Annotated in this window: 23 protein-coding genes and 1 pseudogene; 10 read left to right on the top strand and 14 right to left on the bottom strand. The window is 73.8% G+C overall.

Annotated elements, in window-relative coordinates:
- Positions 1–3 precede the first annotated feature (3 nt).
- The 4 genes from ABZ490_RS21075 to ABZ490_RS21090 form a co-directional block, all read right to left on the bottom strand.
- Positions 4–2,373, bottom strand: a complete 2,370-nt coding sequence (locus tag ABZ490_RS21075; protein WP_358992124.1) for a SpoIIE family protein phosphatase — start codon at positions 2,371–2,373, stop codon at positions 4–6.
- An 83-nt stretch (positions 2,374–2,456) separates the two neighbouring features.
- Positions 2,457–2,924, bottom strand: a complete 468-nt coding sequence (locus ABZ490_RS21080; RefSeq protein WP_358992126.1) for a peroxiredoxin — start codon at positions 2,922–2,924, stop codon at positions 2,457–2,459.
- On the bottom strand, positions 2,921–3,301 hold the full coding sequence (locus ABZ490_RS21085; RefSeq protein WP_358992128.1) for a MauE/DoxX family redox-associated membrane protein: 381 nt from the start codon (positions 3,299–3,301) through the stop codon (positions 2,921–2,923). The genes ABZ490_RS21080 and ABZ490_RS21085 overlap by 4 nt, the downstream gene beginning before the upstream one ends.
- Before the next feature lie 122 nt (positions 3,302–3,423).
- Entirely contained in the window at positions 3,424–4,203 is a 780-nt protein-coding gene (locus ABZ490_RS21090) for a helix-turn-helix transcriptional regulator (RefSeq protein ID WP_358992194.1), read from the bottom strand.
- A 102-nt stretch (positions 4,204–4,305) separates the two neighbouring features.
- Here ABZ490_RS21090 and ABZ490_RS21095 point away from each other — a divergent pair, with 102 nt between their 5' ends.
- The gene (locus ABZ490_RS21095) at positions 4,306–5,454 is read left to right on the top strand and encodes an MFS transporter (protein ID WP_358992196.1); all 1,149 of its coding nucleotides are present in this window, start codon (positions 4,306–4,308) and stop codon (positions 5,452–5,454) included.
- On the opposite strand, the gene ABZ490_RS21100 is transcribed toward ABZ490_RS21095, so the two are convergent.
- From ABZ490_RS21100 to ABZ490_RS21125, 6 genes and pseudogenes are all read right to left on the bottom strand, one after another.
- Complete coding sequence (locus ABZ490_RS21100) at positions 5,444–5,956, bottom strand: MarR family transcriptional regulator (protein WP_358992130.1); 513 nt, start codon at positions 5,954–5,956, stop codon at positions 5,444–5,446. The two genes, ABZ490_RS21095 and ABZ490_RS21100, sit on opposite strands and share 11 nt — an antisense overlap.
- Positions 5,957–6,130: 174 nt before the next feature.
- Positions 6,131–7,303 (bottom strand): FAD-dependent oxidoreductase, encoded by a 1,173-nt coding sequence (locus ABZ490_RS21105; protein ID WP_358992132.1) that lies wholly within the window; start codon positions 7,301–7,303, stop codon positions 6,131–6,133.
- On the bottom strand, positions 7,300–7,503 hold the full coding sequence (locus ABZ490_RS21110; protein ID WP_133916636.1) for a ferredoxin: 204 nt from the start codon (positions 7,501–7,503) through the stop codon (positions 7,300–7,302). Before ABZ490_RS21110 ends, ABZ490_RS21105 begins: the two co-directional genes overlap by 4 nt.
- Before the next feature lie 95 nt (positions 7,504–7,598).
- Positions 7,599–8,831, bottom strand: a complete 1,233-nt coding sequence (locus ABZ490_RS21115; protein ID WP_358992134.1) for a cytochrome P450 — start codon at positions 8,829–8,831, stop codon at positions 7,599–7,601.
- Positions 8,832–8,970: 139 nt separating this feature from the next.
- The gene (locus ABZ490_RS21120) at positions 8,971–9,696 is read right to left on the bottom strand and encodes a response regulator transcription factor (protein ID WP_358992136.1); all 726 of its coding nucleotides are present in this window, start codon (positions 9,694–9,696) and stop codon (positions 8,971–8,973) included.
- Between the two features lie 1,457 nt (positions 9,697–11,153).
- Positions 11,154–11,618, bottom strand: a pseudogene (locus tag ABZ490_RS21125) (MarR family transcriptional regulator); the annotation flags it as partial.
- A 295-nt stretch (positions 11,619–11,913) separates the two neighbouring features.
- Here ABZ490_RS21125 and ABZ490_RS21130 point away from each other — a divergent pair.
- The 9 genes from ABZ490_RS21130 to hemC all read left to right on the top strand — a co-directional run bounded on the left by ABZ490_RS21130 (position 11,914) and on the right by hemC (position 20,794).
- A complete protein-coding gene (locus tag ABZ490_RS21130) occupies positions 11,914–12,840 on the top strand; it encodes an SGNH/GDSL hydrolase family protein (protein ID WP_358992138.1) in 927 nt (308 codons plus the stop codon).
- Positions 12,841–12,915: 75 nt separating this feature from the next.
- Complete coding sequence (locus ABZ490_RS21135; protein ID WP_358992140.1) at positions 12,916–13,959, top strand: zinc-binding dehydrogenase; 1,044 nt, start codon at positions 12,916–12,918, stop codon at positions 13,957–13,959.
- Positions 13,960–14,054: 95 nt separating this feature from the next.
- Positions 14,055–15,206 carry a histidine kinase gene (locus ABZ490_RS21140; protein WP_358992142.1) on the top strand — a complete coding sequence of 384 codons (1,152 nt, stop codon included), beginning with the start codon at positions 14,055–14,057 and terminating at the stop codon, positions 15,204–15,206.
- Between the two features lie 64 nt (positions 15,207–15,270).
- Positions 15,271–16,560 carry a sensor histidine kinase gene (locus tag ABZ490_RS21145; RefSeq protein WP_358992145.1) on the top strand — a complete coding sequence of 430 codons (1,290 nt, stop codon included), beginning with the start codon at positions 15,271–15,273 and terminating at the stop codon, positions 16,558–16,560.
- Positions 16,557–17,246 carry a response regulator transcription factor gene (locus ABZ490_RS21150; RefSeq protein WP_358992146.1) on the top strand — a complete coding sequence of 230 codons (690 nt, stop codon included), beginning with the start codon at positions 16,557–16,559 and terminating at the stop codon, positions 17,244–17,246. The genes ABZ490_RS21145 and ABZ490_RS21150 overlap by 4 nt, the downstream gene beginning before the upstream one ends.
- Before the next feature lie 69 nt (positions 17,247–17,315).
- Positions 17,316–17,759: a hypothetical protein gene (locus tag ABZ490_RS21155; RefSeq protein WP_358992148.1), complete on the top strand. Its 444-nt coding sequence runs from the start codon at positions 17,316–17,318 to the stop codon at positions 17,757–17,759.
- A 91-nt stretch (positions 17,760–17,850) separates the two neighbouring features.
- Positions 17,851–18,810: an ATP-dependent DNA ligase gene (locus ABZ490_RS21160; protein ID WP_358992150.1), complete on the top strand. Its 960-nt coding sequence runs from the start codon at positions 17,851–17,853 to the stop codon at positions 18,808–18,810.
- 156 nt (positions 18,811–18,966) lie between these two features.
- Positions 18,967–19,743, top strand: coding sequence for an NPP1 family protein (locus ABZ490_RS21165; protein ID WP_358992152.1), 777 nt, complete (start codon positions 18,967–18,969; stop codon positions 19,741–19,743).
- Positions 19,744–19,858: 115 nt separating this feature from the next.
- On the top strand, positions 19,859–20,794 hold the full coding sequence (gene hemC / locus ABZ490_RS21170; RefSeq protein WP_358992154.1) for a hydroxymethylbilane synthase: 936 nt from the start codon (positions 19,859–19,861) through the stop codon (positions 20,792–20,794).
- 13 nt (positions 20,795–20,807) lie between these two features.
- Here the strand turns inward: hemC and ABZ490_RS21175 are convergent, their stop codons facing one another.
- The 4 genes from ABZ490_RS21175 to ABZ490_RS21190 all read right to left on the bottom strand — a co-directional run bounded on the left by ABZ490_RS21175 (position 20,808) and on the right by ABZ490_RS21190 (position 23,641).
- Positions 20,808–21,326, bottom strand: a complete 519-nt coding sequence (locus ABZ490_RS21175) for a hypothetical protein (RefSeq protein WP_358992156.1) — start codon at positions 21,324–21,326, stop codon at positions 20,808–20,810.
- 215 nt (positions 21,327–21,541) lie between these two features.
- Positions 21,542–22,402, bottom strand: coding sequence for an ABC transporter permease (locus ABZ490_RS21180; protein ID WP_358992158.1), 861 nt, complete (start codon positions 22,400–22,402; stop codon positions 21,542–21,544).
- Positions 22,362–23,189, bottom strand: a complete 828-nt coding sequence (locus tag ABZ490_RS21185; protein ID WP_358992160.1) for an ATP-binding cassette domain-containing protein — start codon at positions 23,187–23,189, stop codon at positions 22,362–22,364. The genes ABZ490_RS21180 and ABZ490_RS21185 overlap by 41 nt, the downstream gene beginning before the upstream one ends.
- Complete coding sequence (locus ABZ490_RS21190; RefSeq protein ID WP_358992163.1) at positions 23,186–23,641, bottom strand: MarR family winged helix-turn-helix transcriptional regulator; 456 nt, start codon at positions 23,639–23,641, stop codon at positions 23,186–23,188. Before ABZ490_RS21190 ends, ABZ490_RS21185 begins: the two co-directional genes overlap by 4 nt.
- Positions 23,642–23,691 lie beyond the last annotated feature (50 nt).

Here is a 23,691-nt window from a genome sequence, read left to right on the forward strand (position 1 = left end):
CGGTCACTGCGGTTCCAGGCTCTGTTCCGCCCAGATCGTCTTGCCCCGGTCCGTCTGCCGGCTGCCCCAGCGCTGGGTGAGCTGCGCGACCAGCAGCAGACCGCGCCCGCCCTCGTCGAAGGCGTGGGCGCGGCGCAGATGCGGTGAGGTGGAACTGCCGTCGCTCACCTCGCAGATGAGGCTGCGGTCGCGGATCAGCCGGAGCCGGATGGGGGGTTCGCCGTAGCGGATGGCGTTGGTGACCAGTTCGCTGACGACGAGTTCGGTGACGAAGGCGGTCTCCTCCAGCCCCCAGGCGGCGAGTTGCTCGGTGGCGGCCTGCCGGGTGGCGGCGACCCGGGCGGGGTCGGGCTCCACGTCCCAGGTGGCGACCCGGTCGGCGCCGAGGGCGCGGGTGCGCGCCAGCAGCAGCGCCACGTCGTCGCTGGGCTCCTCCGGCAGGACGGCCTTGAGCACGGTGTCGCACAGGGCGTCGAGGGTGGCGGCCGGTGCGGTGAGGGCGCTGCACAATTCGCCGGTGGCGCGGTCGACGTCACGGTCCCGGTCCTCGATCAGGCCGTCGGTGTAGAGGGCGACGACCGCGCCCTCGGGCAGTTCCAGCTCGACCGCCTCGAAGGGCAGTCCGCCCACGCCGAGCGGGGGGCCGGGGGCCATCCGGACCAGCTCCGCGCGGCCGTCGGGCAGCAGCACGGCGGGCGCGGGATGGCCGGCGGCGGCGAGGGCGAGCCGCCGGCTGACCGGGTCGTAGACGGCGTACAGGCAGGTGGCGCCCAGCTCCGCGACCTCGTCGCCGTCGCCGCCCTCCTGGTAGCCGGCCAGGTGGGTGACGAGGTCGTCGAGGTGGGTGAGCAGTTCGTCGGGCGGCAGGTCCACGTCGGCGAGGGTGCGCACGGCCGTGCAGAGCCGGCCCATGGTGGCCGAGGAGGGGATGCCGTGCCCGACGACGTCCCCGACGACCAGCGCGACCCGGCTGCCGGAGAGCGGGATCACATCGAACCAGTCGCCGCCGATACCGGCCGTGGAACCGCTGGGCAGATAGCGGTGGGCGACCTCGACGGCGGCCTGTCCGGGCAGTCCGCGCGGCAGGAGGCTGTGCTGGAGGGCGAGCGCGGTGGTGCGTTCCCGGGCGAAGCGGCGGGCGTTGTCGATGCAGACGGCGGCCCGGCTGGCGAGCTCCTCGGCGAAGACGGCGTCGTCGGCCTCGTAGTCGTCCGGGTGGGTGATGCGGACGCCGACCAGCACCCCGAGGATGGTGCCGCGGGCCCGCAACGGCACCGAGATCACCGAGTGGACCCCGGTGCGGAAGCGGCGGCCCTCGGGAGCGCGTGTGTTGCGTTCGACGAGCCAGCGCATGAAATCGGGCTCGCCCGCCTGGATGCGGACGGCGCGCCCCTCACGCAGGGCACGCGCGGGAGGGCTGAACGGCGGATGCACGTCGGTCTCGCCGAGACGGACCGCGGCCTCGGGGGTGCCCTCGTGGGCGGAACCGTGCGCGACGCGGCGCAGCACGACCTCGCCGTCCGGGACGGGCGGCGGTTCGTCGGCCCCGAGGACCCAGTCCAGCAGGTCGACGCTGACGAAGTCGGCGAACCGCGGTACGAGGAGGTCGACCACCTCCTCGGTGGTGCGCACCATGTCGAGGGTGGTGCCGATGGAGGCCGCGGCCTCGTTCAGCAGGGCCAGCCGCTGGCGGGCCAGGTACTGCTCGGTGCTGTCGAACGCGGCCAGGGCGACCCCGACGACCTCCCCGGACGTCTCGCGCACGGGCCACATCTCGGTGGTCCACGCGTGTTCGCGGTTGAGCGAGGGGGCGCCGGTCCAGCTCTCGTAGCGGAGCGGGCGGCCCGTCTCGGCGACCTGCCGGAGGTGCCAGTTGAAGCCGCGGCTGTGCTCGGCCTCTACGACGGTGTCCGGGAAGTGGCGGCCGAGCAGGACGTCCTCGGACACGCCCATGACCTTGCAGGCGACCTCGTTCAGCCGCAGATAGTGCTGGTCGGGGTCGAAGACGGACATCGACATGGACGCCTGCTGGAAGGCGCGCCCGGCGAGGGTCGGCTCCGGGGCCGCGGCGCGTTCCGCGGTGAGGGTCCAGCCCAGGGGCTCTCCCCCCGTGCCGAGGAGGGGGCAGGCGGTGACGGCCAGGGTGACGGGGTGCCCGTCGCTGTGGCGTACGACGACCGGCCGGCTCCAGGCCCGTCCGGCGGCGTCGGGGAGCCGTCCGACGGCGTCCGGGAGCTCCTCGGCGAGGAGGTCGGCCGCCGCCCGCCCCACGGCCTCCTCGGCCGGATGCCCCGTCAGCAGTCGGGCACCCTCGCTCCAGCCCGTCACGATGCCCCGGGCATCGACGACCGCCGCAGCGACGACATGCTCCATGTCGTCCAGAATGGTCCTTTTGCCCGGGTGCATCAACCGCGCGGGGTCCGGTCGTGGAGCGAGGGGTTACCGCGTGCGGCCGCTCAGGCGCGAGGGGCGCGCAGGGCGTCCAGGGCGCGGTCGGCGTGGGTGTTCATGCGCAGTTCACTGCGGACGACCTCCAGGACGGTGCGGTCCTGGGCGATGACGAAGGTGGCCCGCTTGGTGGGCATGAGGGAGACGCCCCGCTTCACCCCGAACAGCGCCCGCACCTCTCCGTCGCTGTCGGACAGCAGGGTCATCCCGAGGGTGTGACGGCCGGCGAACTCCTGCTGGCGGTCGACGGAGTCCCCGCTGATGCCGATCGGCCGGGCGCCCACCGCGGCGAACTCGGCGGCGAGGTCGCGGAAGTGGCAGGCCTCGGCGGTGCAGCCGGGGCTGAGGGCGGCCGGGTAGAAGAAGAGGACGACGGGGCCGTCGGCGAGCAGTTCCGTGAGGCTGCGCGGCGTGCCGGTCTCGTCGGGGAGCGAGAAGTCCTCGACCTTGTCGCCGGTCTCCAGCGTCTTCGTCATGACCGTCCTTCCGTGCCGTTCGCGACGCTGCGGGCCCACAGCACGAGGGGTACCTGCAGGGGCAGCCGGCCGAACGCGGCGGCCTTGAGGGGGGTGGGACGGTCGCGCCAGTCCAGCGCCATCTTGACGTTGGCGGGGAAGACGCCGACGAAGAACGCGGCGCTGGCCAGGGCGGCCGCCTTGCGGGTCCGGGGCAGTGCCAGTCCGGCCGCCAGCGCCAGCTCGGCGACGCCGCTGCCGTACGTCCAGGCCCTGGGGGGACCCGGCAGGGCGCGCGGGATCGTCGCGTCGAAGGAGCGGGGGGCGGCGAAATGGGCCACGCCCGCGGTGGCCAGCAGGCCGGCCAGCAGCAGGGGTGAGCGTCCGGACCGGGACAAGGTTCCTCCTCTGAAGTCCTGGCGCCCGACATTACTGGACGGTAGTCGAGCGGCCGGAGGCGGGGGTACGGCCGCGCGGTCGCCCCCAACTCCCTTGTCCTCCGGTGCCGATGGCGCCCCGGTCAGGTCGCGCGGCCGTGGCGGCCCGGGGTGTGCCCGAAGGAGCGGCGGAAGACGTCGATGAAGGCGCTGGCGGAGGACCAGCCGCAGCGCAGGGCGACCGTGGTGACGGGGGTGCCGTCGGCGAGCAGCCGCAGGGCGTGGTAGAGCCGGGACTGGGTGCGCCACTGGGGGAAGGTCATGCCGAACTCGCGGCGGAAGAGCCGGCTGAGCGTGCGTTCCCCGGTGCCGGTGGCGGCGCCGAGCGCGGCGAGGGTGCGCTGGTCGGAGGGGTCGGCGTGGACGAGCGCGCAGACCGCGGCGAGCCGGGGGTCGGCGGGGGTGGGCAGTCGCATCGGCTGCTGCGGGGAGACGCGCAGCTGGTCCCGCAGGACGGCCAGCAGTCGGGCCCGTTCGGGGCCGGTGTCCTCGGGGTCGGCGGTGTAGGCGCGGATCAGCTCCCGCAGCAGGGGGCTGACGGCCAGCACGGTGGGCGTGTCCAGGCCGAGCGGGTTGTCCTCGGCGGGCAGTCCGACCAGGTGCAGGTCGAGAGGGCCGTAGGCGCGGTGGGCGTGCGCGGTGCCGGCCGGCACCCACAGGGCGCGGGTTCCGGGCGCGAACCAGGTGCCGGCGTCCGTGGTGACGGCCAGGACGCCGGAACCGGCGTAGACGATCTGGTGGTCGTCGTGGCGGTGCGCGTCGATGCGTTCCCCGGGGACCAGGACGCGGGCCCGGGTGGGGGCGGTGGCCGCGTGACGGACGGCGGCCGGGGCGGGGCCCTCGCCGTTGGCGGTGTGGCGGATGTTCGACACAGTCGGGCAGATTATCGGAAGCGCGACAGGGCCGGGAGTGGCGAGGATCGCGGTGTGCCGAAGCGACCGCCGGGGAACCGGCCCCTCACCCTGATGTCCCTGGGCCACGCGTGCGTGGACGTGTACCAGGGGGCCGTGGCCGCCCTGGTCCCCTTCTTCGTCGCCGAGCGCGCCTGGTCCTACGCGGCCGCCTCCGGCGTGGTCCTCGCGGCCTCGCTGCTGTCGTCGGTGGCGCAGCCGCTGTTCGGCCTGCTCACCGACCGCCGGGCGCTGCCCTGGCTGCTCCCGCTGAGCGCGGCGGCGGCCGGTGCGGGCGTGGCCCTGAGCGGGATCGGCGGCTCGTACGCGGTGACGCTGGTGGTGGTCGCGGTGTCCGGGGTGGGGGTGGCGGCGTACCACCCGGAGGCCGCCCGGGCCGCGCGGGCCGTGTCGGGCGGCAGCCATACGGCGATGGGCTGGTTCGCGCTCGGCGGGAACGTCGGCTTCGCGTGCGCCCCGCTGCTCGTCTCGGGTGTGGTGGCGGCCTGGGGCCTGCGGGCCACTCCCCTGCTGGCCGTGCCTGCCGTGGTGGGGGTGGCGCTGTGCGCGGCGGCGGTCCGCTCGACGGGCGCCCGGGCCACGGCGGCCGGTGCGACCGGGGCAGCGGGCCGGGACGACTGGCCGGCGTTCCTGCGGCTGTCGGGGGCCGTGCTGTGCCGCTCGGTGGTCTTCGTCGGGCTGAGCACGTTCGTCGCGCTGTACGTGCGGGAGCGTACCGGGGGCGGGGCGGCGGCCGGCACGGTCGCGCTGTGCGTGCTCTACGCGGGCGGCGCGGTGGGGACGCTGGCCGGGAGCAGGCTGGCCGAGCGGTACGGGCGGCTGCCGGTGGTGCGCGGTGCGTACGCGGTGACCCTGGTCGCCGTCGCGGGGGTGCTACTGGTGCCGGGGCCCGCGCTGTACGGGTGCGTGGCGCTCGCCTCGGCCGGGCTGTACGTGCCGTTCTCGCTGCACGTGACCCTGGGCCAGGACTGTCTGCCCCGGCACATGGGGACGGCGAGCGGTGTCACCCTGGGCCTGACGGTGAGCGTCGGCGGGCTCACCGCTCCGGCCCTCGGGGCGCTCGCGGACGCCACGAGCCTGCGCACGGGCCTGGTCCCGCTGCTGATCCCGCCGGTGGTGGCCTGGCTGCTGCTGCGCGGGCTGCGGGAGCCGGGCGGGGCCGCCGCCGCCGTGACGGCCGGCCGGGAGCGGGTCAGGCGCTGACGGCCGACTGGTCGGTGTCCTCGTCGACGGCGTAGGAGAGGAAGTCGTCGACCATGCGGTGGAAGAGCGTGGCGAGCTGGCCGAGCTCGTCGGGGGACCAGCCGGCCAGGGCGAGCTGCATGCCGCGGGCGCCGGCGTCGCGGACCCGGTCGATGGCCTCGCGGCCGGACTCGGTGAGCTGGATCCGCTGGGCCCGGCCGTCGTCGGGGTCGGGGACCCGGGTGACATAGCCGGACCTCTGGAGCTGCTGCACGGTGCGGGTCACATGGGAGGCCTCGACACCCAGGCGCTGGGCCAGCTCCCCCGGCCGCAGCGGCTCGGAGTCGGCGACCTGGCGCAGCAGCGCCACGGCGGCCCGGTCCAGGGGGACGCCGGCCAGCGCCATCAGCCGGTCGTGCTGGCGGGCACGGGTGCTCAGATACGTGATCCGGGTGAGCGCGCGCTCGATCTCGATCACTTCCGGGGTGGCCACGGCGGGCAGGGGGAGCGGTTCGGTGGACATGCGACCCACTTTACCATCTTGTTGCGTAACTCAAGTAAGTTACTGCGTGCGTTGACCCACATCTCCTGCGCGGGTACGACGCGCACGGCGCCCGGGCAAGCGTAAAGGGCCCCGGCAGGCTCGCACCGCCCGCCGGGGCCCCTCTTCTCTTCCGGTCGCCGTCCGCTGTGGCCGCTAGGCCGGGACGCCGACGCTCTCGCCCCAGGGTGCTCCCGTCGCGATCGCCTGGCGCCACAGCCGGATCGCCTTCGGCGGCATGCCGACCGCGAGGGCCCCGCTCACCCGGTCGCCCGTGCGGTACGCGGCCACGAACCGGCGTTCGGCGAGGTCGCCCTCGACGACGGCCACCTCCTCGTGGCCGCGCAGGAAGCCGTACGCCTGGATCTTCATGTCGTACTGGTCCGACCAGAAGTACGGCACCGGCGCGAACGGCTTGCGGGCCTCCGGGGCCGCGAGCAGATTGCGGGCGGCGGCCATGCCCTGCTCGGCCGCGTTGGTGCGGTGCTCGATCCGCATCGCCGTGCCGAACAGCGGGTTGTACCAGCGGGCCACGTCCCCGGCGGCGTACACGCCGCGGGCGGCCTCCAGGTACTCGTCGCACACGACGCCGTCGCCGACCGGCAGCCCGCTGCCCGCCAGCCAGTCGGTGTTGGGCAGCGAGCCGACCGCGACGAGCACCTCGTCGGCGTCGACGACCGACCCGTCCGCGAGCCGTACGCCGTCCTCGGTCACCTCGGTGACGGCCACCCCGCAGCGCAGGTCGACGCCCCGGTCGCGGTGGGCCTGCGACAGGACGCGCCCGACCTCCTCTCCGACGGCGTGGGCCAGCGGCACCGGCGCCGGTTCCAGCAGGGTGACGAGGGCGCCCAGCCGCCAGGCGACGGCCGCCGCCTCCGCGCCGAGGAAACCGGCGCCGACGACGACCAGCCGACGGCCGGGCTCCAGCCGTTCCCGCAGGGTGAGGGCGTCCTCCAGGGTGCGCAGCACATGCGCCCCCTCACCGGGCAGCCGGCGCGGCCGCACACCGGTGGCGACGATCAGTCCGTCGTACGGCAGCACGCCGCCGTCGGCGAGCCGCACCCGGCGCTCCGCCACGTCCAGGCCGTGCGCGGCGGTGCCGAGCCGCAGGTCCAGGCCGAGGGCGGCGAGGTCCTCGGGGCGGCGCAGCCCGAGTCGGTCCTCCTCCCATTCGGAGGCCAGGAGCTGCTTGGACAGCGGCGGGCGGTCGTACGGCGGATGCGGTTCGTCGCCGACGAGCGTGAGGGTGCCGTCGTACCCCTCGCGGCGGAGCGTCTCGACCGCCGCGAGTCCGGCGGCCGAGGCCCCGACGACCACGATCCGGTTCACTGCTCGACCAGTCGGATCGCGGCGGCCGGACAGACGGCGACGGCCTCGCGGACGTCGTCGAGGAGCTCGGGCGCGGGCGACTCCTCGAGGAGGATCGCGATGCCGTCGTCGTCCTGGTCGAAGACCTGCATGGCGGCGACCACGCACTGCCCCGAGGCGACGCACTTGTCGGCTTCCAGCTCCACCTTGTGGGAGGTCATGGGGTTCCCCTTTTCCTGCTTTGTTCGTCGTTCGTCGTTCGTCGTTCGGTCGGACTGCGGCTGTGCTGTGCTGTGCTGTGCGGGACGGGGAACCGTCACCAGGTCACGGGCAGGGCATGGACGCCGTAGATGAAGGCGTCGTGCTTGAAGCGGACGTCGTCGAACGCGCCGGCCAGCTTCAGGGTCGGGATGCGCCGGTAGAGGGTGCCGTACACGACCTGGAGCTCCATCCGGGCGAGCGGCTGGCCGAGGCACTGGTGGACGCCGAAGCCGAACGCGACATGGCGGCGCGCGTCCCGGGTGAGGTCGAGCCGGTCGGGGTCCGCGAAGACCTCGGGGTCGCGGTTGGCGATCTCGTTGACCATGATCAGGCCTTCGCCGGCCCTGATGACCTGCCCGCCGATCTCGATGTCCTCGGTCACCGCGCGGCGCCGGCCGAGGTGGGTGATGTGGAGGTAGCGCAGCAGTTCCTCGACGGCGGAGGCGACCAGCTTGGGGTCGTCGGTCTCGCGCAGGAGGGCCAGCTGGTCGGGGTTCCGGAACAGGGCGAGGGTGCCGAGCGCGATCATGTTCGCGGTGGTCTCGTGACCGGCGATGAGCAGCAGCAGCGCCATCTCGGTGGCCTGCTGGTGGTCGATCTCGCCGGCGGTGATCCGGGCGGCGATGCTCGACAGCAGGTCGTCGCGGGGGTCGGCGAGCCGCTTGCCGATCAGCGCGGCGAGATAGCCGGCCACCTCACGGCTCGCCAGGCCGCGCTGTTCGGGGGTGGCGTCCCGGTGGACCATCGTCTTGGTGTTGTCCTGGAAGAACGCGTGGTCGTCGTAGGGCACGCCGAGCAGTTCACAGATCACCAGCGAGGGGATCGGCAGCGCGAACTCCTCCACCAGGTCCACCGGTCGGGGGCCGGCCAGCAGCTTGTCGATCAGGTCGTCGACGATCCGCTGCACGGCGGGGCGCAGGGCCTCCACCTTCTTGATGGCGAAGGGCGCGGTCACCATCCGGCGCAGCCGGGCGTGTTCCGGGTCGTCCATCATGATGAAGCTGAGCTTGCCCTCACCGGCCTCGGGGCTGGCCTTGGTCGGGTAGCCGGGCCGGTCGGTGTCCGCGCTGACCCGGGGGTCGCCTAGCAGCGCCCGCTGGTCGGCGTACCGGGTGACGAGCCAGGGCTCGGTGCCGTCCCAGAGCCGCACCCTGGTCAGCGGCGCCCGCTCCCGGAGTTCCTGGAGGGCGGGTGGCGGGTCGAAGGGACAGCCGGCCGCCCTGGGCATCGGGAACTCGGGGACCGCGTCCGGCGCTTCGGGCACCGGACCGGTCAGGGTGTCGGCCATGGCTCTCCTCGGTGGGGGGAAGTGAAGGGGGGGTCGAGTCCTCGATGAGCACAGGCAAACAGAGGGGGCTGACGGCTTCCGGTCAGTTCCCTGACAGCAACCTGACGTGACCTGGATCACATCGCAGGCCGGCGACCCGTCACCCCTCACCCTCCGCCCTCCCGAGCCAGTAACCGAAGCCCCGGCGGGTATGGAGCAGCGGCGGCCCGTCCCGGTCCACCTTGCGCCGCAGCCGGGAGACGAGTTGCTCGATCGCGTTGTCGCCGCGGAAGTCGCCCCAGACGTACCGGCTGATCTGCTCCTTCGAGAGCACCCGGTGCGCGTTGACCATGAGATGGCGGAGCAGGCGGTACTCGGCGGGGGTGAGGTCGAGGGCGCGGGGGCCGCGCCGGGCGCGGCACAGGGTGTCGTCCAGGACGAGGTCGTCGTAGCACGGGGAGTGGCCGGGGCGGCCGGGTGCGGCGGTGCCGCGCAGCAGGACCTGCATCCGGGCCAGCACCTCCGCCACCCGGAACGGCTTGGTGACGTAGTCCTTCTCCCCCAGGCCGAGTTCGGGCAGCAGGCTGCCGAGGGAGTCGTAGGGGGTGAGGTACAGGACGGGCGGCCGGTGGGCGATCACCGGGCGGCCCGCGCGGGCGATGCCGGGCAGGTCGGGCAGGGTGGTGTCGACGAGGAGCAGATCGAAGCGGTGCGTGTCGAGCCGCGCCAGCGCGTCGGCTGCGGTGTCCGTGAGGCGGATCCGGTAGCCGGCCAACTCCAGGGTGGTGGCGAGCAGTTCAGCGGTTTCCGGGTCACGGGCGAGGATCAGCACATGCTGCCCGGCGCCCCGGGCGAGCGAGGGTTTCGCGTGCGGATCGGCGGACATGGGCGAGACCGTACGCGAGGGAGCGGGCCGGGATAACGGCCCGGGGACCTCCCCCGGACCGGAGGAGTAGAGGAGACCACGCCCCCGGCGTTCATCACGCCGGGACGACCGAGGCACACGCATCAGAAACCGAACCTTTCCGCCGAGGGAGCGGGGAGACCGACAGGCACGACGGGTCCACCGGAACGGACAGCACCATCGGGGCCGACAGGACCACCGGGACCAACGGGACCGCTGGGGCCGGCAGGACCGCGGGGATCGACAGGACCGCGGGGATCGGCAGGGCCGCTGGGACCGACGGGACCGCTGGGATCGACAGGACCGCTGGGATCAGCAGGACCGCGGGGATCGACGGGACCACTGGGGCCGACAGGACCGCGGGGATCGACAGGACCACTGGGACCGACAGGACCACTGGGACCGACAGGACCGCGGGGATCGACAGGACCGCTGGGACCGGCAGGGCCGCTGGGACCGACGGGACCGCTGGGGTCGGCAGGACCGCTCGGGCCAGCCGGGCCGACGGAGCCGACGGGCCCGGCGAGACCGCCCGGGGCGCCGGGGGCGGCAGGCCCGGGGAGGTCAAGTGGGACGGCGGAGCCGGCAGGAGCACCGGAGCCTGCGATGCCGACGGGGCCGCCCGGACCGGCAGGGCCGCAGGGGCCAGTTGGGCCGGCAGGGCCGCAGGGGCCAGTCAGGCCGGCCAGACCGGCGGAGCCGACAGGGTGGGCGAGCCAAGCCAGGCCGCCCGGATCGCCGAGGACGGCAGACCCGGCGAAGCCAACCCGGCCTGGGGAAACGACAGGGCCGCCGGGGGCGGCAGGCCTGGCGAAGCCAACCGGGCCTGGGGAAACGACAGGGCCGCCGGGGGCGGCAGGCCTGGCGAGGCCAACCGGACCGACGGACCCGACCGGGTCAACGGGCCCAGCCAAGCCGTCCGGACCACCGGAACCAGCAGAACCGCCAGGACCAGCCAGGCCCGCCAGACCGGCCGAGCCGACAGAGGCGGCGGGCCCGGTGAAACCACCCGGGCCGCCAGGGACCGCAGGCCCGGCAAGGCCAACCAGGCCGGACGAACCAACCGGGCCAACGGGCCCAGCCAAGCCGTCCGGACCACCGGAACCAGCAGAACCGCCAGGACCAGCCAGGCCCGCCAGACCGGCCGAGCCGACAGAGGCGACGGACCCCGTGAAACCACCCGGGCCGCCAGGGACCGCAGGCCCGGCAAGGCCCACCGGGCCGACCGAACCAACCGGGCCAACGGGGCCAACGGGGCCAATGGGGCCAACCAAGCCGTCCGGGCCGCCGGGACCGGCAGAACCGCCAGGACCAGCCAGGCCCGCCAGACCGGCCGAGCCGACAGAGGCGGCGGGCCCGGTGAGACCACCCGGGGCGCCGGGGGCGGCAGGCCTGGGGAGGTCAAGCGGGACGGCGGAGCCGGCGGGGGTGGGCTTCTCCGACAGGAGGACGTCTGCCATTTGGTGTACCAGCCGGGCCAGCAGGCGTAGTTCGGACGGGGACCAGGCGGCGAGGGCCAGTTGCATCCCGCGGGCGCCCGCCTCCCCGAGCCGGGCCACGGCGTCCTCGCCGAGCGCGGTGAGGCGGATCCGACGGGCGCGGGGGTCCTCCGGGTCGGGGACCCGGGTGACGTACCCGGCGTGCTGGAGCCGCTGCACCTGGCGGGTGACGTGCGAGGCCTGGACGGCGAGCACCTGGGCCAGCTCCCCCGGGCGCAGCGGGTCGTGCTCGGCGATCCGGCGCAGCATCGCGACGGCGGCCCGGTCCAGCGGTACGCCCGCCATGGCGACCAGCCGGTCGTGCTGACGTGCGCGGACGCTCAGATAGGCGACACGCGTGAGGGACCGTTCGATCTCGACCGCCGCGGGCGAGGCGGCCGGTACGGCGGGCGGCGAGGCAGACATGGATCTCACCCTACCCTTCTACTTGCCTGACTCAAGTAAATCTCCACGTTTGCTTGACTCAAGTAATCCACATGTGTTTGCCTAACTCAAGCAACCCGGACCGGAGCCGCCTTGAGCGGAGGCGGCTCCCCGGCGCCGCACCCGTGGGGACGGGGAGCGGCCCGCGCCCCGGGCCCGGCCCCCGACGCACTCCCCCCTGTCGGCCCGGGCCCGGGGACACCACCACCGGCGTGGACCCGCCCGGGATGACTGAGCGAACCCTCCCCCGGACACCCCGGAGACCCCTGGAGACCGTATGAAGACCCCCGTACGCGCCGCGCTGGCCGGGGCGCTCGCCTGCGGCGTGCTCACCACCGCGCTGGTGGCCGCCCGGCACGGCGACCCGGCGGACCCCGCACCGCCACGCGGCCCGTACGTGGCCCTGGGCGACTCCTACACCGCGGGCCCCGAGATCCCGGACCGGACCGGCACCCCCGCAGGCTGCGACCGCTCCGACCGCAACTACCCCGCCCTCGTGGCCCGGCGCCTCGGCCTGCCCGCCGGGGACTTCCGCGACATGAGCTGCACCGGGGCGACCCTGGCGGACCTGAGCGCGCCGCAGTCAACGGACCGCGGCACCAACCCCGCCCAGCTGTCCGCCCTCGACACCCGCACCGGACTGGTCACACTCGGCATGGGCGGCAACGACATCGGCTTCGCCTCACTGGTGAGGACCTGTGTGAAGGCCGGCGTGTTCACCTTCGCGCTCGACGGCCTCCGGGCCGGCACCGGCGACGCGGCGCCCTGCCGCGCCCGGTACGTCTCCGACGGCACCGACGAGATCGGGCAGCGGATCGCCGCCGCGGACGAACGGCTGGCGCACGCCCTCGCCGAGGTCCGGCGGCGCGCGCCGAAGGCCCGGGTCTACGTCGTCGGCTACCCGGCGATCCTGCCGTCCCGCACCACCGGCTGCGCCGCCGAGATGGGGCTCACGGCGGGTGACATCACCTATCTGCACGACAAGGAACAGCAGCTCAACACGATGCTGCGGAAACGGGCCGGAAAGGCGGGCGCCGGCTATGTCGACACGTACACCCCCTCGGTCGGACGCGACGCCTGCGCCGACCGGCGGGTGCGCTGGGTCGAGCCGCTCGTGCCGCTCGCCCCGGCCGCCTCCGTCCACCCCAACGCACGCGGCGAACAGGGCATGGCGGACGCCGTCCTGAAGCGCCTCGGCGTGTGACCGCCGTTGTGCACCACCGATGACCGATAACCGATAACCGATGAGCGACAAGCGACACCCGAGAGAGGTTCTCCCATGAGCACGATGAAGTCCGTCCGGACCGGCGGCGTCGACAAGATCGAGGTCGTCGACGTCGAGCGGCCCGTGCCCGGCCCCAAGGACGCCCTGGTCCGGATCCGTGCCTGCGGCATCTGCGGCACCGATGTCACGTTCCTCCACATGGGCGGTATGCCCGCCCGTGCCCATCTGGGCGGCAACCTGGTCCCGGTGGCGCTCGGCCATGAGCCGGCCGGCGAGATCGTGGAGATCGGCTCCGACGTGGAGGGCCTGAACATCGGCGACCGGGTGGTCGTCAACCCGCAGGACGCCCCCACCGGCATCATCGGCTGCGGCGGCGCGTACGGCGGTATGAGCGAGTTCCTGCTGATCGAGAACGTCGAGGTCGGCAGGAGCGTCGCCGTCTTCCCCGACACCGTGCCCTTCGCCGTGGCCTCGCTCAACGAGCCGATGGCCGTGGCGCGGCACGCCGTCAACCGTTCCGAGGCGGGCCCCGGTGACAAGGTCGTCGTGTTCGGCGCCGGCCCGATCGGGCTGGGCGCGGCGATCTGGCTGAAGCTGCGCGGCGTGGAGCACGTGGTGGTCGTCGACGTCATCCCCTCCCGGCTGGAGAAGGCACTGGCCGTGGGTGCGGACGCCGTCGTCAACTCGGCGGAGGAGGACGTGGCGGCGCGGCTGACCGCACTGCACGGCCAGAGCGCCAACGCCCTCGGCCAGCCCCGGCCGGGCACAGACGTCTTCCTCGACGCGGCCGGTGTGGCCGCGGTGTTCAACACCGTGGTGAACTCCGCCAAGTGGGGGGCGAAGCTGGTGATGGTCGCGGTCCACAAGAAGGGTTCCGAGATCGACCTGGGCGGCATGCTCCGCAGCGAGCTGACCCTGATCGCCTCCCAGGGCTACCCGACCGAGATCTTCGAGGTGACGCCCGAGCTGGTCGAGCACCAGGAGCGGTTCGCCAAGCTGATCAGCCACCGGGTCCCGTTCGCGGAGGCCGAGCGCGCCTTCGAGCTGACGCTGACGCCGGGCGCGGCGGAGAAGGTGGTCGTCACCCTGGACGACTGATCCCCCCGGCGTGGCCGAGGGGCTTCCCCCGCCCGGCGGCCACGCCCCCGTCGCCCCCGCTTCCCCGCTTCTCCCCACGACAGGAACGGCACTTCATGCGCGCGACCCTGCGACAGGCGGCGCGGGCCTCGGTCCACCTGCTGCTGACCGCCGCCATGGCCTTCGGGTCGTACCTCTTCGTCACGGTCCTGCTGATCACCGCGACCGGCGCGCTGACCGGGGTCGGGATCTGGCTGCTGCCCGAGACCGTGCTGCTGGTCCGCCGGATCGCCGGGGCGAAGCGACGGCTCACCGCCACCTGGACCGGCCGGGAGATCCCCGAGGCGTACACACCGCTCACCGGTCCGGTGCGGCAGCGCGTGCGTACGGCCGTGCGCGACCCCGGCACCCTCACCGACGCGCGCTGGATGGCCGCGCACTACGCCTATCCCTGGCTGACCGTGCTGATGCTGCCGCTGTGGCCGCTCGGGCTGGTCGTCGACGGGGTGTGGAGCGGGCTGCTGGGCCGCCGGGCGCTCGTCCTGCCGCTGATCGTCCGGCTGGCCGACATCGAGGCCGCCTGGTCGGCGGCGCTGCTGCGGCCCGCGCCCCAGGCGCTGCTGACCCGGCGCGTCGAGCACCTCACCACCACCCGGGCGGACGCGGTGGCCGCGCACGGCGCCGAGCTGCGGCGCATCGAGCGGGACCTGCACGACGGCGCCCAGGCCCGGCTGGTCGCGCTGTCGATGCGGATCGGGCTGGCCCAGCGGGCATACGGCGCCGACCCCGACGCCGCGCGCAGACTGCTCGCCGACGCGCAGGACCAGGCCGAGGAGGCGCTGACCGAGCTGCGGCATGTCGTGCGCGCCATCCATCCGCCGATCCTCACCGACCGGGGGCTGGTGGGGGCCGTACGGGCACTCGCGGCGGCGAGCGGGCTACGGGTGGACGTCCGCGCCGACGGGCTCCCGGAGGAGGTGCGGGCGCCCGCCGCGGTGGAGGCCGCCGCCTACTTCGTGATCGCGGAGGCGCTCACCAACGCCGCCAAGTACAGCGGGTCGGAGGAGGCCGAGGTGCTGCTGGCCCGCTCCCGTACCGGCCTGAGCGTGCGGGTGCGGGACGAGGGGGGCGGGGGCGCCGACGAGAGCGCCGGCTCGGGCCTGCTGGGGATGCGGCGCCGGGTGGCCGCGCTCGACGGGACGGTACGGGTCTCCAGCCCGGTCGGCGGACCGACGGTGGTGGACGTGGAGCTGCCGTGCGTGTGGTGAGCGGACCCGCGGCCGGCCGGTCGGCGTCGGCCCTGCCCGGCGGCTGGGCGGGGTGGCCGCCGACATGACCCGACCGGAGCATGCCCGTGGTCCGTCGGCCGTGCCGGGACCGCCCACCCCGGGACCGGCGCGACCGGAGAACCCGATGCTCATCAGCTGGCAGCGCTACGCGGACGGTCACGGCCGCACCGTGGACACGATGACGGCCGCCCTGCTGTTCGCCGTGTTCCTCCTCGGCAGCGAGATCACCCTGCCCCGCGCCGAACAGCCGGACGCGACGGTCCCGACGATCGTCCTCGCGGCCGTCGCCTGCGGGACGCTGCTGCTGTGGCAGCACACCAGGCCCCGCACCGCCACGGCCGTGACGGCGTGCTGTGCGGCCGGAGCCGGCGCGCTCGGCCATCTGATCACCCCGCTGCTGCTGGCGCCGACGATGCTCGCCCTGTACCGGGTGGCGTCGACCACCCGGCGCCGCACGACCCGCCGCTGCTATCTCACGGCCGTCGCGGTGATCGTCCCGGCGGCCCTGCTCCTGGATCCGGTGCCGCACCCCTGGGTGATGAAGTCGGTCAGCCCTGTGATCTGGCTGCTGTTCCCGGTGGTCACCGGCAGTCTGGTGCGTCTCCAGCGGCGCTATGTGGAGGCCGTGCAGGCGCGGGCCGAGTACGCCGAGCGCGGGCGGGAGGAGGAGGCGCGGCACCGGGTCGTGGAGGAGCGGATGCGCATCGCGCGCGAGCTGCACGACGTGGTCGCCCACCATCTGGCCCTGGCCAACGCCCAGGCGGGCACGGCCGCCCGTCTCGCCCGCACCCACCCCGACCAGGCCCAGCGGATCCTGACCGACCTCACCGGTACGACGTCCGCGGCGCTGCGCGAGCTGAGGACGACCGTGGGTCTGCTGCGCCACGCGGAGGACGGCGAGGCGCCGCTCGCCCCGAGTCCCGGCCTCGGGCAGCTCTCCGAGCTGACGGAGTCCTGCGCCTCGGCGGGGCTGGACGTGCGGGTCTTGCTGGAGGGCACGGTGCGGCCGCTCACCCCCGGGGTGGATCTGACGGCGTACCGCATCGTGCAGGAGGCCCTGACCAACGTCACCCGGCACGCGGCGGCGCGCACCGCGCAGGTGCGGCTGAGGTTCGGCCGCGACCGGCTGACGATCACGGTCACCGACGACGGCACCGCGGCGCCCTCCGCGGCCGGCGACGGCCGGGGCCACGGGCTGACCGGCATGCGTGAGCGGGCCCTCTCGGTGGGCGGCGCGCTCCAGGCCGGGCACCGCCCCGAGGGCGGTTTCCAGGTCACCACCCGGCTCCCCCTGTACCCCGACTCCCCGGCACCCCCAGAACGGACCCCATGACCATCCGCGTGCTCCTCACCGACGACCAGGCCCTGCTGCGGGCCACCTTCCGGATCCTGATCGACTCCTGCGCCGACATGGAGGTGATCGCCGAGGCCGGCGACGGCGCCGAGGCGGTCGAGCTCGCCCGCGCGCTCCGTCCGGACCTGGTCCTGATGGACATCCGGATGCCCGGCACCGACGGGCTCGCCGCGACCGCCGCCGTCTGCGCGGACCCCGCGCTGTCGGACACGCGCGTCCTCATCCTGACGACGTTCGAGATCGACGAGTACGTCGCCGGGGCGCTGCGGGCCGGGGCGAGCGGGTTCCTCGGCAAGGACGTCACCGCCGACGCGCTGCTCGACGGCATCCGCACGGTCGCCGCAGGCGAGTCCCTGCTCTCCCCGGTCGCCACCCGCTCCCTGATCTCCCGCTTCCTCGCCGCGCCCGCGCAGGGCGCCCGGCTCGCCGTCCCGGGCGATCTCGGCGCGCTCACCGCCCGCGAACGCGAGGTGATGGCCTGGGTGGCCGAGGGCCACTCCAACGAGGAGGTCGCCGGGAAGCTCTTCGTCAGCCCCCTCACCGTGCGCACCCACGTCCACCGGGCGATGGCCAAGCTCGGCGCACGCGACCGCGCCCAGCTCGTCGTCATCGCCTACCAGACGGGCCTGGTCCAGGCCCCGCCCCCGCCGGGCGCCAGGAGCTGAGGGCCCGTTGTCAGTGCCCTGCCCTACCTTGGCGAGCACGGGACGGTTCACCGAGCGCAGGGGGGCGCGATGGGCGCGAGTTGCTGGGACTACGTCACGCCGTACACGGGCGGCGTCGAGGAGTCCCTGAGGGCACTGCACGCCGCGGAGTTCGCACGGGAGTACGGCGCCGACGGCACCTACGCGAGCCTGGAGGAGCTCTGGGCGGACGCGGAGTTCATGAGCGAGGAGGGGACGCACTCGATCCTCGACATCCCGCATGCCGTCGGCACCTGCGCACCGCCGGACGCGTACGCCGTCGAGGACGCCAACACCCTGCGGCCGCTCCCCGCGGACCGGGTGAGACACCACTTCGGCAGCGGCAGACCGACGCCGGAGCGGTTCCGGGAGGTGTACGACTCCGGGCCCGCGCTGAGCGCCGAGTGCGCGGTGCGCTGGACCGGCCGGTACGTCCTGCTCTACACCGGCGACCGGCCGAGCCACCTCGGCGTGTTCGGCTGTTCGGGCGACTGAGCCGCCGTCCGGGGGAAACCGCCGCGCCACGCGAGTGCCGCGGGGCACGGGGGTCGACACCTCACCCGTGACGCTCCCTCTCATCCCGCCCATGCTCGCCACACCCGGCGGGCTGCCGCCGGTCGCCCAGGACGCGCGCTGGGCCTACGAGACCAAGCAGGACGGGCAGCGGGCCGTGGTCTACCTCCCCGGGGACGGGACGCTCCGGCTGCGGGCCCGGTCCGGCGAGGACATCACCGGGGCCTATCCGGAGCTGCTGCCGCTGGGCGCGGCGCTGGGGGCGACGGCCGCCGTGCTGGACGGGGAGGTGCTGGCCCTGGACGCGCAGGGCCGGGCCGACTTCCAGCTGCTGCAGTCCCGGATGGGGCTGGTGCAGGCCCCGGGCAGGGCGGCGCGGAGGGCGGCCGTGGTGCCGGTGCACCTCGTGCTGTTCGACGTCATGCATCTCGGCGGGGAGCCGCTGCTGCGGCTGCCGTACGCGGAGCGCCGCGCGCGGCTGGAGTCGCTCGGCCTGGAGGGGCCGTTCTGGTCGACGCCGCGCGCGCTCGTCGGGCACGGACGCGAGGCCCTGGAGGCCACCCGCGTCCACGGTCTGGAGGGGCTCGTCCGCAAGCGGCTGGACTCGGTGTACGAGCCGGGGGTGCGCTCCCGGGCCTGGATCAAGATCCGCAACCTGCGCACCGCCGATGTGCTGGTCGGCGGCTGGTCGCCGGGGAAGGGCCGGCTGACCGGGCTGCCCGGGGCGGTCCTCGTCGGGCAGCGGACCCCCGCGGGCGCCCTGCGGTACGTGGGCAGTGTGGGCACCGGCTGGAGCGAGGCCGAGCGCACCGAACTCGCCGCGCTGCTGGGGGCCGCGGCCACCGGGGTGTGCCCCTTCGACCCCGTGCCCCCGGCTCCCGGCGCCCGGTGGGTGGTGCCCCGGCTGGTCGGCGAGGTCCGCTACAGCACCCGGACCCGGGCCGGGCTGCTGCGTCAGCCCTCCTGGCTGCGGCTGCGCACCGACCTCACCCCCGAGGAGTCGGCGGCCGACCTTCCGGACAACTCCGCCTGACACGGCACCGAATGGCCAACTGTTGGGCTGTGCTTCACCACTGATACGCCTGCGACCTCTTGGCTTGGGAGGGAAAACCGTGGAAGCTGAGCTTCCTTCAACTCCCCTTTCCCCCACAGCCGTTCGGCTGCGCCCGGATTCCCCTAGGAGGACGCAGTGTCGTCATCTACGTTCAAGGCCCACAGCAGGAGGTGGCTGACCGGACTCACCGGTGCCGCCGCCCTCGTGCTCGCCGTCCCCTCGGTCGCCTTCGCGGCTCCCCCGGCGGCGCTGCCGCAGAACGCCGAGGCGGCCGAACTGACGTACCAGCCCGCGTTCGACTACGACACGGACGGCTGCTACTCCACCCCGGCCATCGGCCCGGACGGCACCATCAACGGCGGTCTGAAGCCGACCGGTTCGCTCAGCGGCGACTGCCATGACGCGTCCGACCTGGACAACACCAACAGCTACTCGCGCTACAAGTGCAACAACGGCTGGTGCGCGTACATGTACGGCCTGTACTTCGAGAAGGACCAGGCCCTCTCGGGCAGCAGCATCGGCGGGCACCGGCACGACTGGGAGCACGTCGTGGTCTGGGTGCAGAACGGCACCATCCAGTACGTGTCGACGTCCAACCACGGTTCGTTCACCGTGCACCCGGTGTCCGACGTCCGCTTCGAGGGCACGCACGCGAAGATCGTCTACCACAAGGACGGCATCAGCACGCACTGCTTCCGGCTCGGCAACTCGGGCGACGAGCCGCCGGAGAACGACAAGCACACCTGGCAGTACCCGCCGCTGGTCGGCTGGAACGGCTACCCGTCGGGCCTGCGCGACAAGCTGAGCGCGTACGACTTCGGCAGCGCCAACTTCGGCCTCAAGGACGCCAACTTCGCCGCCCATCTGACGTCGGCGAAGCCGTCGGGGATCACCTTCGACCCCAACGCGTGACGGCGGTACGGAACCGTCCGTCCTACCCCGTCCGGCCACGGTTCACACCGTGACGCGTGGCCGGAAACCGGGAAGCGGTGCGGAGTGCGGGGCGCGAGGGTCTATCGTGTCCCGCATGTCCGTTCCGGAGCTGATCCGCATCGTGTCCCGAGACTCCCCCATGGCGCTGGCCCAGGTGGAGCGTGTCCGCGCCGAGCTGGCCGTGCTGCATCCCGGGGTGCGCACCGAGGTCGTCCCCGTGAAGACGACCGGCGACAAGTGGATGGGGGATCTGTCCCAGGTCGAGGGCAAGGGCGCGTTCACCAAGGAGGTGGACGCGGCGCTGCTGGCCGGTGAGGCCGATCTGGCGGTGCACTGCGTCAAGGACGTGCCGGCCGACCGGCCGCTGCCCGCGGGCACCGTGTTCGCCGCGTTCCTCCGGCGCGACGACATCCGCGACGCCCTGATCCACCCGGGCGGGCTCACTCTCGACGAACTGCCGGACGGCACCCGCATCGGCACCTCCTCGGTGCGCCGGATCGCCCAGCTGGCCGCGACCCACCCGCAGCTGGAGTGCGTGCCGTTCCGCGGCAACGCCAACCGGCGGCTGGAGAAGCTGGCGGCGGGCGAGGCGGACGCGCTGCTGCTGGCGGTGTCCGGTCTGGAGCGCATCGGCCGTACGGACGTGATCAGCGAGGTGCTCTCGCCGGAGACGATGATGCCGCCGATCGGCGCGGGCATCCTCGCGCTCCAGTGCCGCGAGGGCGACACCGCGCTGATCGACGCCGTCAGCGGGCTCGGCGATCCGGCCACCCACCGGGAGGCCACGGCGGAGCGCATGTTCCTGCATGTCCTCCAGGGACACTGCAACAGCCCGATCGCCGGGTTCGCCCGGGTGGACCGCAGCGGGGAACTGTCCCTGCGGGCCTGTGTGTTCACGCCCGACGGCAAGGTGCGGCTCAACGCCCACGAGTGGGCGGGCCCGCTCGACCCGGCGACCCTCGGTACGTCGGTGGCGGTGGCGCTGCTGCGTCAGGGCGCCCGCGAGATCATCGACGGCATCCCGCACTGATCCCGGGGCACCCTCAGGCGGTGCCCTCCTCGGCGGCCTGGTCCCGCAGGAAGTTGCTCACCTGACCGGCCAGGCTGTCCCGGCACGTCCCGGCCGACGGCGCCCCGTCCCGCAGGCCGATACCGCCGGTCCACAGCCGGCGGTCGGCCCACTCGTCGTCGACCCGCAACTGGATCTGCACGTCCACCTGGCCGAGCGCGGCCTCGGGGCCCGCGGCGTAGAGGACGGCGGTCGCGCGGCGCAGCGGGTAGACGTCGAAGCCCTCGATGAACTGCGAGTTGCGCCAGTCGATGAACGCGCTCTCGCCGTCGGGCCCGATCCGTACGTCGATCTGGCCGTCCTCGAGGTGGATCGTGGAGTGCCCGGTGCCCCGGTTCTCCACGGTCACCCGCAGCCGGAAATAGGTCAGCCCCTCGGCCGCGTCGTCGCGGCCCCTGGGCGGCTCGGACTCCTCCAGCTGGTGGACACGGACCCGCAGACCGGCCTGCTCGTCGTACTCCTGCCAGTCCCCGACCACGTTCGGCTCGTCCACAGTCCACCTCTCGACTTCTATCGGCTGCTTCCTATCCGTGTGCTCAGCGCACTGTCAAATGAGCGGAATGCGCTGTGGCCAGGGGGTTCACCCCTTTTGATCGTCGATCAAGCCGTGCGCAGGAAGAATCCCCCGACGGCCGCCGCGGGACGGTCCGCGGGCGTGCCGCACATCACGTCGCCGACAAGATCAGCCGGCAAGATCAGCCGCCAGAATCAGCGGGCGAGCCGGCCGAGCAGTGCGGAGGCCGCCGTGATGCCGAGCGCGGCGGCCAGGACGAGCACCCCGAAGTCGAGCGCGAGATGCGCGGGGGTACCGAGGAGGAGACCGCGCAGGGCGTCCACCTCGTAGCTGAGCGGGTTGACCTTGCTGATCACCTGGAGCCAGCCCGGCATGATGGCGACGGGGTAGAGGGCGCTGGAGCCGAAGAACAGCGGCATGGTGATGGCCTGGCCGATGCCCATCAGCCGGTCGCGGCTGAGGACGATGCCCGCGATGGACATGGACAGACAGGAGAAGAACGCCGAGCCGAGCACGACGATCCCGGCGACCCCGAGCAGCTTCAGCGGGTTCCAGGTCAGGGCGACCCCGAGCAGGGCGGCGATGAGGATCACCACGATCGCCTGGACCAGCGACTTCACCCCGGCCGCGAACGCCTTGCCGGTGATCAGCGCCGAGCGCGGGGTGGGGGTGACGAGGAGTTTGTTGAGGACCCCCGCGTCCCGCTCCCAGATGATCATGATGCCGTAGAAGATGGCGATGAACATCGCGGACTGGGCGATGATGCCGGGCGCGAGGTAGTCGATGTAGGGGATGCCCCCGGTGGGGATCGCCCGGATGCGGCTGAAGGTCTGACCGAAGATCAGCAGCCAGAGGGCGGGCTGCACGGCCCGGGTGTAGAGCTCGGTGCGGTCGTGGCGCAGCTTCTGGAGCTCGACGGCGCACAGGGCGGCGACCCGGGCCGGGAGCACCCGCCAGCCGGCCCGCGGCACGGGCGGCCGCAGCAGCAGGTCGATGCCCCGTTCACGGGCCCGGTCAGCCGACACGCTGCGCGGTGCGGCGGGTGCTTCGGACATCGCGGAAGTCTCCTGACGTGTCGTCGAGGCCGCTGCCGGCGACGTCCCGGAAGACGTCCTCCAGGCTCGGCGGCGGGTCCGTGGGCGTGAGGCCGCGGCGTTCGCCGAGTCCGCGGCACAGCTCGGCGGGCGTGCCGAGGGCGCGGATGCGGCCGCGGTGCATCAGACCGACCCGGTCGCAGTACTGGTCGGCCTCGTCCATGTAGTGCGTGGTCACCAGGACGGTCATGCCGGTGGCCTCGCGTACGGCGGTGATGTGCTCCCAGACACCGGTGCGGGCGATCGGGTCGAGGCCGATGGTCGGCTCGTCGAGGATCAGCAGCCGGGGCGCGCTGACCAGGGCCTGGGCGAGTTCGAGACGGCGGACCATACCGCCGGAGTAGGTCCCGGCCAGCCGGTCGGCGGCGTCCGTGAGGTCGACGGCGGCCAGCGACTGGGCGACGCGTTCGGCGCGTTCCCGGCGGGGCACGTCGAAGACCCGGGCGAACAGGGCGACGTTCTCCCGGCCGGTGAGGTTCTGGTCGGCGGACAGCTGCTGGGGGACGTACCCGAGCAGCCGCCGTACGGCCATGCGGTCACGGGCGGCGTCCCGGCCGAAGACGGCGACCATGCCGGACGGGACGGGCAGCAGGGTGGTGATGCAGCGGATGGCGGTGGTCTTGCCCGCCCCGTTCGGGCCGAGCAGACCGAAGACCTCGCCCTCGCGGACGGTCAGGTCGAGCCCGTCGACGGCCCTGGTGTCCCCGAAGGCGTGGGCGAGCGCGGTGCAGGTGACGGCGGCGGTCATGAGTCCTCGGCCTCCTCGTGCAGACTGACGGCGAGCGAGCGCAGCGCCGGGAGCGCGGCACGCAGGGCGTCCCGGTCGGCGGCGCCGAGCCCGGTGACATGCCGGCGGACGAGCGCGGCACGGCGCGCCTTCCAGGCTCGCAGCCGGGTCTCGGCGGCCTCGGTGAGCAGCAGCCGGGCCGCGCGCCGGTCGGCGGGATCGGTCTCCCGGACCAGGTACCCGTCCCGGACGAGCTGGTTGACCAGGGTGGAGACGGAGTTTCCCGCGAGGTACAGCTCCTTGGCGGCGTCGGAGATCCCGATGCCGGGCCGGGACTCGACGAGCCGCAGCAGTTCGACCTCCGCGCCGCGCAGCCGGGGCACGGTCAGCCCGGCGCGCAGCCGGCGCCGCAGCAGCCGCTGGATGCCGACGAGCGCGTCGGCGAGCTCTTCCGGGAAGGTCTCCTCGTCCACATCGCCGAGATTACCTCTGAGTCAGAGGTAAATCCCCCCAGGGAAAGTCA

The organism is Streptomyces sp. NPDC005811 (assembly GCF_040630405.1).
Classification (GTDB): Bacteria; Actinomycetota; Actinomycetes; order Streptomycetales; family Streptomycetaceae; genus Streptomyces.